Source organism: Pseudomonas alcaligenes (genome assembly GCF_041729615.1).
In the GTDB taxonomy this organism is placed as follows: domain Bacteria; phylum Pseudomonadota; class Gammaproteobacteria; order Pseudomonadales; family Pseudomonadaceae; genus Aquipseudomonas; species Aquipseudomonas alcaligenes_B.
The window spans coordinates 1,162,612-1,175,722 of record NZ_CP154874.1 but is presented as its reverse complement, the minus strand read 5'-3'; the positions used below and the strand labels follow the sequence as shown (position 1 = coordinate 1,175,722).

The following is a 13,111-nucleotide window of genomic DNA, read 5'->3' as shown; positions in this document are numbered from 1 at the left end:
GCGCTACTGCTCCCACTTGTGCAGGATGCGCTCCAGCTCGCCGCTGGCCCGCACGCGCTCCAGGGCGCTGGCGAAGCGCTCGGCGCGTGCCTGGTCGCCCTTGGCGAAGGCCACGTAGCGTGGCATCTGCACCAGCGGCCTGGGCAGGATGCGCACGCTGTGCTGGGCGCGCTGCTCCTGCACGAAGTAGAGCAGCTGGGTGCGGTCGCCGACGATGATGTCGATGCGCCCGGCCAGCAGCATGGACACCAGCTGGCGCGGGTTCTGCGCGCTGGTGTCGCGGGCCAGGTCGGCCTGGTCGAAGTCCGACTGGTAGGCGTAGCCGCGCACCTGGCCGATCACGAAGGGCGAGAAGTCGTCCAGGCTGCGCCAGTCCTGCAGGGCGATCTTGGCGGTGGTCATGAACACCGTGGCGCCGGTGCGCAGGGGGCCGACCAGTTCGTACTGGGCCATGCGCTCGGGGGTGCCGGCGAACTGGAAGGCCATTTCCGCCTCGCCGCGTTCGAGCATGCGCTTGACCCTTTCCCAGGGGTAGAGGCGCAACTGGTAGGCGATGCCGGCGTCCTTCATCACCGCCTCGACCAGCTCGACGTCCACGCCGCGCGGGGTGTCGTCATCCAGGGCGACGAAGCTGTAGGGAGCGAACTGTTCGTCGCCGACCACGCGCCAGGTTTCCCCGGCGCAGAGCGGGCTACACAGCAACAGCAGGACGAGCGAGAGGATGCGCATGGAGCCTCCGCAGCGGGCGCTTTCTCCTTAGCCTAGCCCAGCGCGAGCGCTTCAGACCTTGCGCACGAACTCGGATTTCAGCTTCATCGCGCCGATGCCGTCGATCTTGCAGTCGATGTCGTGATCGCCGTCGCACAGGCGGATGTTCTTCACCTTGGTGCCGACCTTGACCACCAGCGACGAGCCCTTGACCTTGAGGTCCTTGATCACGGTGACGCTGTCGCCGTCCTGCAACAGGTTGCCCACCGAGTCCTTGATCACCCGGGCGTCATCGCCGGCCTCGCTGGCGGCCTGGGCCGACCATTCGTGGGCGCACTCCGGGCAGACCAGCTGGCCGCCATCCTCGTAGGTGTATGCGGAGTGGCACTGGGGGCAGGGCGGCAGGGTGCTCATGGCGGGGCCTCGGTTGGCTGGAAAAGCCGCGCATTGTATAGGGTTTTAGCGTCCTTGGCCCACCGCTCCGGGTTGCGGCCAGTCCAGCGTGCCGCTGTCGCTGAAGCGCGCCGCGCCGAACAGGCCGCCGCCGAGCTTGCCGCGCAGCTCGTAGGGCAGGCCGCGGCCCTGCGGGTAGCCGGCCGCGGCCCAGGCCTGGCGAAAAACGGAGAAGGCCGAGACGCTGAGCGGCACCCGCAGCAGCACCTCGCCATAGCGTGGCACCTGGCCGCGCTGGGCGCTGACGCCGCTGGCCAGGGGCTGGCCGTTGACGTCCAGCTGCAGGGCCACGCCGTCGAAGTCGATGGCGCCGTCATTGGGGTTCTGCACCCGCAGCAGCACGGCGAAGCGCATCTCCAGGCCCTGCGCCGGTTCGGGCTGCAGGTCGACCAGGTCGATGTGCAGCGGGTCGCGCGGGGCCAGCGCGGCGCAGCCGCCGAGCAGGCCGAGCAGCACACAGGTGAGCAGGCGGGTGGCGCGCATGGGCGGGGGCTCGCAGTGGTGGTCGTGCAGGCAGTCTAGACGCGCCGCGGTGCCCGCAGGGGCAACCCGCGGGGCTCAGAGGGTGGCGGGGTTGCCGGCGTTGCTCAGGCGGCGGGCCTGCTTGAGGTAGAGGGTCAGCTCGCGGGCCGGCAGCGGCTTGCTGTACAGGTAGCCCTGACCCTCGTGGCAGCCCTGGGCAATGATGTAGGCCTCCTGCTCGGTGGTCTCCACGCCCTCGGCGATGACCTGCATGCCCAGGCTCTTGCCGAGCTGGATGATGGCGCGAACGATGGTGGCGTCGTCCTCGTCGTCGAGCAGGTCCTGGACGAAGCTCTTGTCGATCTTGATCTTGTCCAGCGGCAGGCTCTTCAGGTAACTCAGCGAGGAGTAGCCGGTACCGAAGTCGTCGATGGCGATCAGGGCGCCGGCGCGGCGCAGGCTCAGCAGGTTCTGCGCGGCGGTGCTGATGTCTTCCATCAGGCCGGTCTCGGTGACTTCCAGTTCCAGGCTGCGCGGCGGCAGGCGGTAGACCTGCAGCAGGTTGCTGACCATGCGCGGCAGCTCGTTGTGGTGCAGCTGCACGGTGGACAGGTTGACCGCCATGCGCAGCTCGCTGAAGCCCTGGTCGTGCCATTCGCGCAGCTGGCGGCAGGCTTGGTCGAGCACCCATTCGCCGATGGCGATGATGGTGCCGTTCTGCTCGGCCAGCGGGATGAACAGGTCTGGCGGCACGAAGCCGTGCTGCGGGTGCTGCCAGCGGATCAGCGCCTCGACGCCGACCACGCGGTGGTCGCGGTAGTCGACCTGCGGCTGGAACACCAGGTGCATCTCGTTGCGCCCGAGCGCCTCGCGCAGTTCCTTCTCCAGCTCGCGGCGGCGCCGCATCTCGCTGTCGACGCTGGCGATGTAGAACTGGTAGCGGTTGCGCGAGCGGCTCTTGGCCAGGGTCATGGTCTGTTCGGCTTTCTGCAGCAGCTTCTCGGTGCTGTCGCCGTCTTCCGGGAACAGGGTGATGCCGATGGTGGCGCGCAGGCGCACCTCCTGCTGCTCCAGGGCGAAGGGCGCCTCCAGGCTGTCGAGGATGCTCTGCGCCAGCTCGGCGGCCTCGTAGGGCTGCTCGATGTCGGCCTGGACCAGGGCGAACTGGTCGCCACCGAGGCGGGCCAGGGCGCCGAGGCGGCCGCTGTGGCTGCGCAGGCGGTCGGACAGGGCCAGCAGCAGCTGGTCGCCGGTCTGGTAGCTGAACTGCTCGTTGATGCCCTTGAAGTCGTCCAGGCCGACGCACAGCACCGCCACGCGGCGCTGCAGGCGGCCGGCGTCGTCGAGGATCTGGTCGAGCTGCTGCTGCAGCTGCTGGCGGTTGGGCAGGCCGGTGAGGAAGTCGTACTGCGACATGCGCAGCAGGCTGTTTTCCGCCTCGCGGCGCAGGTGGGTGTTGCGCTCGATGGATTCCAGCAGCTGGTTGGCGGTGTCGATCCACAGCCCCAGTTCGTTCTTCTCGTTGCCCTGCAGCATCGGCAGCTTGTGCTCGCTGGGGCGGTCCGGGTTGATGTTGGTGAGGTGCTCGATGATCTTCGACAGCGGCTTGGTCAGCAGCCAGTGGTAGACCATGTACAGCACCAGGGCCATGGCCAGGGCGCGCAGCACGCCGGAGACGAAGATGATCACCGAGGTGGTGATGAAGTTCGCGCCGTAGCTGGCGGTGTCCAGGGTGATGGTCAGGTCGCCGTAGTACTCGCTGTACGGGCCCTTGCCGACCAGCTGGGTGGTGAAGGTCTGCTCCTGGCCGAGGATGGGGTCGGTGATCCAGCGGCTGGTGGAGGGGGTCAGCTCGCGCGAACGCTCGGCGAGCATGGGCTCGTTGGGGTGGCCGATGGCGGCGTAGCGCACCGCCTCGTGCTGGAACAGGCCCTCGATGACCTGCATGCCCATCTCGCGGTCGAGGCTGTAGACGGCCTGGGTCGAGGGGTCGCGGAACATGCCGAGGATGCGCTGGGCGTCGTTGGCCACGGCCTGGCGGGTCTTGTAGATGTCGAAGACGATCTGCCCGCAGCTCAGCACCACGCCCACCACCAGCGCCGACAGCAGGACCACTCGCAACAGTTTCAGCGACAGGCTGTTCTTCAGTTCCAGCTTCAAATGGATTGTCCTTGTTCGCCGCCGGATGTTTGTGACCGGTCTGAGTATTGGCAAATGCGCGTTAGCCGTCAAAGGGCCATTACGTCGCGGAGCGCTTTTTTCTGCCACTGATCCGTGTTGGCGCGCGGAACCTGCCGTTGGCGCCCTGCTGGTGCGTGGCGTGGCCCGCAATAGGGTTTTCGGCCGAATCCGGCCTGGCATGAGAGTTGCGAAGCCTCCGTTCATCACCGTGTCGGGGGATTCGCCATGAAGGTCTACCTGCTGTCGCTGTGTGTTCTGTTCTTCCCGCTGCATGCGCACGCCGGCGCTGCCGACGAGCTGGCCCGCAATACCGCCTGGGTGGTGCTGGCCAGTGCCCTGGTGTTCTTCATGCAGGCCGGCTTCGCCCTGCTGGAGAGCGGCATGTCGCGGGCCAAGAACGCGGTCAACGTGATGATGAAGAACTACATGGACGGCTGCGTCGGCGGCATCGTCTTCTGGCTGGTCGGCTTCGGCCTGATGTTCGGCGCCAACGCCACCGGCTGGTACGGCATGAGCCATTTCGCCCCGCATCGCGGCGAGGCCTGGGACTTCACCTTCCTGCTGTTCCAGATGATGTTCGCCGCCACCGCGGCGACCATCGCCAGCGGCGCCATGGCCGAGCGCACCCGCTACGCCGGCTACCTGGTCGGTGCGGTGGTGATCAGCGGCTTCATCTACCCGGTATTCGGCAGCTGGGTGTGGAGCGGCATCTACGGCGGCCAGGGCTGGCTGGCCAAGCTCGGCTTCATCGACTTCGCCGGCTCCACCGTGGTCCACAGCGTCGGCGCCTGGTGCGCCCTGGCCGGCATCTTGGTGCTCGGCCCACGCCTGGGGCGCTTCGCTGCCGACGGCACGCCGCGCGCCATTCCCGGCCACAACCTGGGGCTGGTGACCCTCGGTGGCTTCATCCTCTGGGTCGGCTGGTTCGGCTTCAATGCCGGCAGCACCCTGGCGATGAACCACAGCCTCGGCCTGATCGCCCTCAATACCCACCTGGCCGCCGCCGGTGGCGCGATCGGCGCCCTGTTGATGCTGCGCGGCACGTCCAGCCCGATCCTGCTGACCACCACCATCAACGGCTCGCTCGGTGGCCTGGTCGGGGTCACCGCCGGTTGCGCCACCATGCTGCCGGGCTTCGCCATCCTCACCGGGCTGGTTGCCGGCGCGGTGGTGGTGCTGGGCATGCGCCTGCTCGACAGCCTGCGCCTGGACGACGTGGTCGGCGCCGTGCCTGTGCACGGTTTCTGCGGGGTCTGGGGCACCCTGGCGGCGGGGCTGTTCTATGAGGGCGACCTGTTCAACTGGGAGCGCGTCGGCGTGCAGCTGCTCGGCGCCGGCGCGGCCTTCCTGTGGGCCTTCCCGATGGCGCTGGCGCTCTATCTGGTGCTCGCCAGGACCATCGGCCTGCGCACCCCGACCCAGGACGAGCAGCGCGGCCTGGATTACTCCGAGCACGCCGAGGTGGGCTATCCGGAGTTCAACCAGCAGGTGACCTTCGATGCCAGCGAACTGAACCGGAGGAGCTGAGATGAGCCTGAGCACCCGCCGTCGCGCTATCTACACCGGGCTGGCCGGCCATCTGTCCGAGGAAGAGCTGCTGCCGCTGCTGTCGCTGTGGGAAGCCAAGTACGCCGACAAGCCGCCCTTCGCCCTCAACGAGTTCCTCGCCGAGGTGGTGCAGCGCAGCGGGCGCAAGCTGGAGCGTGCGCGCCTGTACCGCGAGCTGGTCGGTGCGCTGACCGGACCGGTCGGCGACCTGCTGCCGGACCCGGCGCCACGCCTGCAGGCCTGGCGCCGGGGGGCGGGGCAGGGCGCCGAGGAAGTCTCCGGTCCCGATGCGCTGGCGCGGCAGACCTTCGATGCGCTGAGCCAGGCGCTGTTCGCCCAGCTCGACGCCGCGCTGGTGCCGCGCCTGCGCCGCTTCGCCGCCGGCAATCTCAACGCCATGCAGCTGGACACCGAGCTGCGCCTGCGCCTGCGCGGCTGGTTGGAGCAGGGCGGCTCGCTGGGGCTGACGGCGCTGGGCCTGGAGCACCTGCGGGTGCTGCTCAACCTGCTGTATGTCGGGCTGTGCGAGTACCTCGGCCCGGTGGCCGCCGACCAGGCGCTGACCCGCGCCGTGCAGCGGGTCGAACTGCTGCAGCTGCCGTTGCCGCCGCAGAAGCTGCTGTGAGGGGCACCCGCTGAAAGCAAAAAACCCGGCAAGGCCGGGTTTTTTGTGGACGCTGGTTGCGACTTAGGCGGCGAAGTTCTTCGCCACGAAGTCCCAGTTGACCAGGTTCCAGAACGCCTCGACGTACTTCGGACGCAGGTTGCGGTAGTCGATGTAGTAGGCGTGCTCCCACACGTCGCAGGTCAGCAGCGGAGTGTCGCCGCTGGTCAGCGGGCAGCCGGCGCCGATGGTGCTGGCCAGGGCCAGGGAACCGTCGGCCTTCTTCACCAGCCAGCCCCAGCCGGAACCGAAGGTGCCGATGGAAACCTTGCTGAACTCTTCCTTGAACTTGTCGAAGGAGCCCCAGGTGGCGTTGATGGCGTCAGCCAGGGCGCCGGTCGGCTGGCCACCGCCGTTCGGCGACAGGCAGTTCCAGTAGAAGGTGTGGTTCCAGATCTGCGCGGCGTTGTTGAACACGCCACCGGAGGAAGTCTTGATGATCTCTTCCAGGCTCTTGCCTTCGAACTCGGTGCCCGGCACCAGGTTGTTCAGGTTCACCACGTAGGCGTTGTGGTGCTTGCCGTGGTGGAACTCCAGGGTCTCGGCGGACAGGTGCGGCTCGAGGGCGTTCTTCTCGTACGGCAGCGGCGGCAATTCGAAAGCCATGGTCTATCTCCTCATCAGGTCGGGATATGTGCGACTAGCGCAGGCCGTTCACGGGGCGGCCGGAATACGGGCGGCGACGAGTTTGTACTCTTTAAGTCTGCCGCGAGGCCGGGATCATAGCACCCGACCCCGGCCTTATCCACGCAGCAACTGTGTGGGAAAGCCGATGCCAGCAGGCCTCAGGCGAGCTTGAGGAGGACCACGCCGAGGGCGATCACGGCACAGGCGAGCAGGCGCATGGGCGGCATCGGCTCCTTGAGCAGCAGCCAGCCGATCAGCAGGGCGAACAGCACGCTGCTCTCGCGCAGCGCCGAGACCATGGCCACCGGCGCCTGGGTGGTGGCCCAGATCACCAGGCTGTAGGCCAGCATCGACATGGCGCCGCCGCCCAGGCCGCCGCGCCAGTGCGGGCCGAGCCGGAGGAAGATGCGCGGGCCGCTGCGCAGGGTGATCAGCAGCGTCGCCACCAGGCCGTTGACCACGAACAGCCACAGCGCATAGCCGATCGCATCGCCATTGCTGCGCGCGCCGAGGGCATCGGCCAGGGTGTAGCCGGCGATGCAGGCGGCGGTGGCGAGGGCATTCAGCAGCAGCGGGCCGTTGAGCGAGGCATGGGCGTGGCCGCCGCGCCAGGCCATCAGCCAGATGCCGGCGACCAGCACCAGCAGCGCCGCCCACTGCGCTGGTTGCAGCAGGTCGCCGGCCAGCAGCGCCAGCAGGGCGACCAGCAGCGGCGAGCTGCCGCGGGCGATGGGATAGACCTGCGACAGGTCGCCGTGCTGGTAGGCACGCGCGAGGAACAGGTTGTAGCCGACGTGGAGCAGCGCGGAGAAAGCGATGAAAGGCCAGGCGACGGGCTGTGGCAGGTTGAAGAAAGGCAGGGCGGGCAAGGCCACGCAGGCAGCGCCGATCTGGATCAGCGAGGCGGTCAGGTAGCGGTCCAGGCCGATCTTCAGCAGGGCGTTCCAGCCCGCATGCAGCGCGGCGGCGGCCAGTACCAGGACAAATACCGTCGAATCCACGCGCCGCTCCTTCTCCCCGTCCAGAGCGCCGCAGCATAGCGCCGCCGCACCGGCGCGGTCATGCGCCGGGTGCGTGCAGCAGCAGTTGCGCCGCCACCGCGAACATCATCGCCGCCACCGCCAGGTCGAGCAGGCGCCAGGTCGCCGGGCGCGCCAGCCAGGGGGCGAGCCAGGCGGCGCCTAGGGCCAGGGTGAAGAACCAGATCAGCGAGGCGCTGGCCGCGCCCAGGGCGTAGGCGCCGGGCACCGGCTGCTGGGCGCCGAGGGAGCCGATCAGCAGCACGGTATCCAGATAGACGTGCGGGTTGAGCAGGGTCACCGCCAGCGCCGCCAGCAGCACCGCACGGCGCGAGCGCGGGCCGCTGTCCTGCTGCTGCAGCGCCTGCGGCCGGATGGCCCGGCGCAACGCCTGCACGCCCAGCCAGAGCAGGAAGGCGGCGCCACCCCAGCGCGCTACCGCCAGCAGCGTCGGACTCTGCGCCAGCACGGCGGCCAGACCGAACACGCCGGCGGCGACCAGCAGGGCGTCGCACAGCACGCACAGTGCGGCCACCGGCAGGTGATGCTCGCGGCGCAGGCTCTGCGCCAGGACGAAGGCATTCTGCGCGCCGATGGCGATGATCAGGCCGGCCGCCACCAGCAGGCCGTTGAGGTAGCTCTGCCACATCTCAGCGGCCCTCCGCGGCCAGGCGCTGCAGCCTGGCCAGGGCGCGCTCGGCATCGGCCTCGGCGACGAACAGGTGGTCGTGGTGAAAGCCGGCGATCACGTTGCAGCTGATGCCTTCGTCGGCCAGGGCCTTGGCGAAGGCGGCGGTGAGGCCGACGGCGGCCAGCGACGAATGCACCTCGAGGGTGATCCAGGCGGCCAGGTAGTCGTAGGCCAGGCCCAGGCGCTCGGCTTCCTCGCGGGCCAGGATCAGGGTGGTGCCCTCGGCCTCGCGGAAGCTGCCGAGGGCGGCAGCGACCTGTACCACGGTGGGCTGCGGCGCACTGCAGAACACGAAGCGGCCGGGGTTGAGGCGTGGCGAGAGGCTGGCGAGCAAGGTGCTGAGGTTGGTTTCGCCGGTCATGGCGGAGTCCTTGAGAGGGTTGCGATGCTGGCCAGTCTGGGGATTGCGTGTGTATAAGGAAAACGAATCGTGCTGATCTCTCATTAGGAAATCTTATGTTCGACTACAAGCTGCTGGCCGCCCTGGCCGCGGTGGTAGAGCAGGGCGGCTTCGAGCGCGCGGCGCAGCTGCTTGGCTTGTCGCAGTCGGCGGTGTCGCAGCGGATCAAGCTGCTCGAGGCGCGGGTCGGTCAGCCGGTGTTGTTGCGCGCCGCGCCGCCGGCGCCCACCGAGATCGGCCGGCGCCTGCTCAACCACGTGCAGCAGGTGCGCCTGCTGGAGCGCGACCTGCAGGGCCAGGTGCCGGCGCTGGCCGAGGACCAGCCGGCCGAGCGCCTGCGCATCGCCCTGAATGCCGACAGCCTGGCCACCTGGTGGGCGCCGCTGATGGGCGAGTTCGTCGCCGAACACCGCCTGCTGCTGGACCATGTGGTGGATGACCAGGACGTCGGCCTCAAGCGCATGCGCGCCGGCGAGGTGGCCGGTTGCGTGTGCGCCGCCGAGCGCCCGGTGGCCGGTGCCCGCGCCCTGCCTTTGGGGGCGATGCGCTATCGCGCACTGGCCAGCCCGGCCTTCGTTGCCCGGCATTTCGCCGCGGGTGTCGATGGCGCGGCGCTGGCGCGGGTGCCGTCGATCGTGTTCGGCGCCGACGACCAGCTGCAGCACCGCTTCCTCGCCGGTCTCGGTGTCGGCGGCGGTTTCGCCCACCACCTGTGCCCTTCCTCGGAAGGCTTCGTACGCCTGGCCTGTGCCGGGCTCGGCTGGGGCATGGTGCCGGAGCTGCAGGTGCGCCAGCAGCTGGCCAGCGGCGAGCTGGTCGAGCTGCTGCCGGAGCGGCCGCTGGACGTGCCGCTGTACTGGCACCACTGGCGCAACGGCGGCGAGCTGCTGGCCAGCCTGACCCGCCACCTGGAGCGTGGCGTGGGGGACTGGCTGGTGCAGACTTAGGGCGAGTGCAACCTGCGAGAGTAGAGTGGCGCGGGTTTCACCCGCCCTACCTTTATGACCTTGGGGCTGGCGCGGGTGACTGGTTTTAGAGCTCCCCTCTCCCACGGGTGGGAGAGGGGCCGGGGGAGAGGGGGCATGGCCCGAATGAAGGCCGTAGCCCGGATGTAATCCGGGAACGGGGCGCCCCGGATTACATCCGGGCTACATCGGCAGGGTTGGCCGAGCTGCCTAGAGCTGGAACTGCGCCACCAGCTGCTCCTGGCTGCCGGCCACCTTGCGCAGGTGCTCGCCGCAGTCGCGGGTGTGGGCGGCGGTGCGGCGGTTCTCGCCGGTCATGTCGTTGAGGCGGTGCATGTGCTGGTTGACCTCCTGGGTGGTGGCCGCCTGCTGCTCGGCTGCCGCGGCGATCTGGAAGGCCAGGGCGTGCACGCCCTGCAGCGAGTCGTCGAGCTGGCCGAGGCTGCCGAGCACGGCCTGGGTCTCCAGTTCCAGGGCGCGCGCCTGTTCGCTGGAGCCCTGCATGCGCGCCTGCGCCTCGCCGGAGGACTGGCCGATGGCCTCGACTATGGCGACGATTTCCTCGGTGGCCTGGCGGGTCTTCTGCGCCAGGTTGCGCACCTCGTCGGCAACCACGGCGAAGCCGCGCCCCTGCTCGCCGGCGCGCGCCGCCTCGATGGCGGCGTTGAGGGCGAGCAGGTTGGTCTGTTCGGCGATGGCGCGGATCACCGCCAGCACCGAGCCGATCTGCTGGCTGTCGGCGGCCAGGGTCTGCACTACCTGGTCGGCGCCGCGCAGGCCGGCGAGCAGCTGGTCCTGCTGGCCGATCATGCGCTGCAGGCTGCCCTGCACGGTGGCGAAGGCCGCGCGCGCGGCGGCGCTGCCGTCGGCGCTGTGGCTGGCGCTGCTGGCGATCTCCTGCACGGTGGCGGCCATCTGGTCGACGGCGCTGACCACCAGCTCCAGCGCTTCCTGCTGCTGGTCCAGGCTATTGCTGGTGCGGCCGGCGGCGCCGAGGATGTCGCCGCTGGCGGCGTCCACTGCCTGGCTGGCCTGGCGCAGGCGCTCGACCACCTCGCGCCAGGCCCGTGCCATCTCGTGCAGGGCCTGCATCAGGCCGCCCTGCGCGGCGTCGCCGTGCAGGCGCAGCTCGCCGGCGGCCAGGCGCCGGGCCAGTTCGGCCATGCTGCGTGGCTCGCCGCCCAGCGGGCGCATCACGCTGCGGCTGACCAGCCAGGTGGCGACGGCCACGCCGGCGATGGTCAGGGCGACCAGCAGGAGCACCTGCCACATCAGTGTGCGCACCGGGGCGAAGGCTTGCTCCTGGTCCATCTCGGCGATCAGCGCCCAGCGCTGGCCGTCCAGTTGCAGCGGCACGAAGGCTTTGAGCACCGCTTGGCCGTCGATGCCGGGCTCGGCCAGGCGGCCCTGCTCGCCGTTCAGTGCGCGGCCGATGGCGGCGCCGGGCAGGGCCGTGCCGGGCTGGGCGTCGCGCGCCACCCGGTGCGCGGCGAAGCGCACCGAGTCCGAGCGCAGCTGGCCGTCGGCGCCGACCAGGTAGGTCTCGCCGGCCTCGCCCAGGCCCTGGCGGGCCTGCATCACCCGGTTCAGCTCGGCCAGCGGCAGCTCCAGCACCAGCAGCAGCTGCAGCTCGCCCTCGTCGAGGATGGGCGCGACGAGGAACTGGCTGGGCTCGGCGCCGGGGGCGCTCACCGTCAGGTCGCCGATATGCGCCTGGCCGCTGTCCAGGCCGGTGCGCACCACACGGCCGAGCGGGGTGTCGCGCCAGGCCGGGTCGCCGAGGTTCTGCTGGTAGTCGGCGCCGCGCAGCAGGCTGAACAGCACCTGGCCGTCCCGCGACACCAGCTTGAGCTCGCGGTAGCCGTAGGTCTTGGCGAAGTTGTCGAAGATCGGCCGGTCGTAGTTGGCGGTGCTGACCAGGGCGGCGCCCTGCAGCCCGGCATAGCTGGTGCCGAGGTTGCTGGCCAGGGTGCCGAGCTGGTTGTGACGCGCCTGCCAGCTGTCCTGCAGCTGCTGCTGTTTGATATTCGCTACGGCCTCCAGGGCGTTCAGCGCCTGCTCCTGGAGGGCCTGGCTGGCCTGGCGATAGACCGTGAAGGCCATCGCCAACACTGGAATTAGACCGATCAGCAGGAAACTGACGGCAAGCTTGAGACGCAACGGCATGTCCCGGGACTCCGCGTGTAGATGGGTGACAGAGGGTTGCAAGCGTCAAGAATTTTGCAAGAAGCGTGCAAATTGCTTAACGGGCGTCAAAAAAATCGAGCAGTGGTCCGCAAGGCCGCTGTTCTGGCCGCCTCGGCAAGCGGCGCAACCCGCGCCGGCTGCTAAAGTCGCAGCACAACAAGAACCACGGGGGAGTGGCGCAATGAAGATTCTGGTAACGGGAGCGAGCGGCTTCATCGGTGGGCGCTTCGCCCGTTTTGCCCTGGAACAGGGCCTGGCGGTGCGCATCAACGGGCGCCGCCCCGAGGCGGTGCAGCACCTGACCAAGCGCGGCGCCGAGTTCGTCCAGGGCGACCTGGCCGACCCGGACCTGGCGCACAAGCTGTGCCGCGACGTGGAGATGGTGGTGCACTGCGCCGGCTCGGTCGGTACCTGGGGCACCTACCAGCACTTCCACCAGGGCAACGTGGTGCTGACCCAGAACGTCATCGAGGCCTGCCTGGGGCAGAAGGTGCGGCGCCTGGTGCACCTGTCCTCGCCCTCGGTGTACTTCGACGGCAAGGCGCATGTCGGCCTGAAGGAAGAGCAGGTGCCGAAGAGGTTCGTCGACCACTATGGCGCCACCAAGTACCTGGCCGAGCAGAAGGTGTTCGAGGCCCAGGAGTTCGGCCTCGAGGTGATCGCCCTGCGCCCGCGTTTCGTTACCGGCGCCGGCGACACCAGCATCTTTCCGCGGCTGATCGAGATGCAGCGCAAGGGTCGCCTGTTCGTCATCGGCGACGGCCTCAACAAGGTCGACTTCACCAGCATGCAGAACCTCAACGACGCCCTGTTCAGCAGCCTGCTGGCCGCCGGCCCGGCGCTCGGCAAGGTGTACAACATCAGCAATGGCGCGCCGGTGCCGCTGTGGGACGTGGTCAACTTCGTGCTGCGCCAGTTCGGCCTGCCGCCGGTGAGCAAACACCTGCCGTTCGGCCTGGCCTATGCCGCCGCGACCCTCAACGAGAGCCTCTGCAAGCTGCTGCCGGGGCGGCCCGAGCCGGCGCTGTTCCGCCTCGGCGTGGCGGTGATGGCGCGCGACTTCAGCCTGGACATCTCGCGTGCCCGCCAGTACCTGGACTACGACCCGCAGGTGCCGATCTGGACCGCGCTGGAGGAGTTCTGCACCTGGTGGAAGGTGCAGGGGCGATAAGCCACTCCGGGCTTATTCCCGCCTGCCCGGTCCGA

General features: G+C 69.2%; 12 protein-coding genes and 2 pseudogenes. 4 read left to right on the top strand and 10 right to left on the bottom strand.

Annotated elements, in window-relative coordinates:
- Positions 1-3 precede the first annotated feature (3 nt).
- The 4 genes from AAG092_RS05640 to AAG092_RS05625 all read right to left on the bottom strand — a co-directional run bounded on the left by AAG092_RS05640 (position 4) and on the right by AAG092_RS05625 (position 3,783).
- On the bottom strand, positions 4-729 hold the full coding sequence (locus AAG092_RS05640) for an ABC transporter substrate-binding protein (RefSeq protein WP_110681107.1): 726 nt from the start codon (positions 727-729) through the stop codon (positions 4-6).
- Between the two features lie 51 nt (positions 730-780).
- Positions 781-1,122 carry a zinc ribbon domain-containing protein YjdM gene (locus tag AAG092_RS05635; RefSeq protein WP_110681108.1) on the bottom strand — a complete coding sequence of 114 codons (342 nt, stop codon included), beginning with the start codon at positions 1,120-1,122 and terminating at the stop codon, positions 781-783.
- A gap of 45 nt (positions 1,123-1,167) precedes the next feature.
- Positions 1,168-1,644 carry an LEA type 2 family protein gene (locus AAG092_RS05630; RefSeq protein WP_110681109.1) on the bottom strand — a complete coding sequence of 159 codons (477 nt, stop codon included), beginning with the start codon at positions 1,642-1,644 and terminating at the stop codon, positions 1,168-1,170.
- A gap of 75 nt (positions 1,645-1,719) precedes the next feature.
- Positions 1,720-3,783 (bottom strand): bifunctional diguanylate cyclase/phosphodiesterase, encoded by a 2,064-nt coding sequence (locus tag AAG092_RS05625; RefSeq protein ID WP_110681110.1) that lies wholly within the window; start codon positions 3,781-3,783, stop codon positions 1,720-1,722.
- A 246-nt stretch (positions 3,784-4,029) separates the two neighbouring features.
- On the opposite strand from AAG092_RS05625, the gene AAG092_RS05620 reads away from it, so the two are divergent.
- The gene (locus AAG092_RS05620) at positions 4,030-5,331 is read left to right on the top strand and encodes an ammonium transporter (protein WP_373388894.1); all 1,302 of its coding nucleotides are present in this window, start codon (positions 4,030-4,032) and stop codon (positions 5,329-5,331) included.
- 1 nt (position 5,332) lies between these two features.
- Positions 5,333-5,977 carry a hypothetical protein gene (locus tag AAG092_RS05615; protein ID WP_181418732.1) on the top strand — a complete coding sequence of 215 codons (645 nt, stop codon included), beginning with the start codon at positions 5,333-5,335 and terminating at the stop codon, positions 5,975-5,977.
- 63 nt (positions 5,978-6,040) lie between these two features.
- Here the strand turns inward: AAG092_RS05615 and AAG092_RS05610 are convergent, their stop codons facing one another.
- The 4 genes from AAG092_RS05610 to AAG092_RS05595 all read right to left on the bottom strand — a co-directional run bounded on the left by AAG092_RS05610 (position 6,041) and on the right by AAG092_RS05595 (position 8,714).
- Positions 6,041-6,622 (bottom strand): superoxide dismutase, encoded by a 582-nt coding sequence (locus AAG092_RS05610; RefSeq protein ID WP_110681112.1) that lies wholly within the window; start codon positions 6,620-6,622, stop codon positions 6,041-6,043.
- Between the two features lie 179 nt (positions 6,623-6,801).
- A complete protein-coding gene (locus AAG092_RS05605) occupies positions 6,802-7,644 on the bottom strand; it encodes an EamA family transporter (protein WP_110681113.1) in 843 nt (280 codons plus the stop codon).
- Between the two features lie 58 nt (positions 7,645-7,702).
- Positions 7,703-8,311, bottom strand: a complete 609-nt coding sequence (locus AAG092_RS05600; RefSeq protein ID WP_110681114.1) for a LysE/ArgO family amino acid transporter — start codon at positions 8,309-8,311, stop codon at positions 7,703-7,705.
- Between the two features lies 1 nt (position 8,312).
- Positions 8,313-8,714: an ACT domain-containing protein gene (locus AAG092_RS05595; RefSeq protein ID WP_373388893.1), complete on the bottom strand. Its 402-nt coding sequence runs from the start codon at positions 8,712-8,714 to the stop codon at positions 8,313-8,315.
- Positions 8,715-8,809: 95 nt separating this feature from the next.
- On the opposite strand from AAG092_RS05595, the gene AAG092_RS05590 reads away from it, so the two are divergent.
- Positions 8,810-9,700: a LysR family transcriptional regulator ArgP gene (locus tag AAG092_RS05590; protein WP_373388892.1), complete on the top strand. Its 891-nt coding sequence runs from the start codon at positions 8,810-8,812 to the stop codon at positions 9,698-9,700.
- 228 nt (positions 9,701-9,928) lie between these two features.
- Here the strand turns inward: AAG092_RS05590 and AAG092_RS05585 are convergent.
- Both AAG092_RS05585 and AAG092_RS05580 read right to left on the bottom strand, forming a co-directional pair.
- A pseudogene (locus tag AAG092_RS05585) lies at positions 9,929-10,465 on the bottom strand (methyl-accepting chemotaxis protein); the annotation flags it as partial.
- Between the two features lie 579 nt (positions 10,466-11,044).
- Positions 11,045-11,821: pseudogene (locus AAG092_RS05580) on the bottom strand (cache domain-containing protein); the annotation flags it as partial.
- A gap of 265 nt (positions 11,822-12,086) precedes the next feature.
- Between AAG092_RS05580 and AAG092_RS05575 the strand changes: the two are divergent.
- On the top strand, positions 12,087-13,076 hold the full coding sequence (locus AAG092_RS05575) for an NAD-dependent epimerase/dehydratase family protein (RefSeq protein ID WP_373388891.1): 990 nt from the start codon (positions 12,087-12,089) through the stop codon (positions 13,074-13,076).
- Positions 13,077-13,111 lie beyond the last annotated feature (35 nt).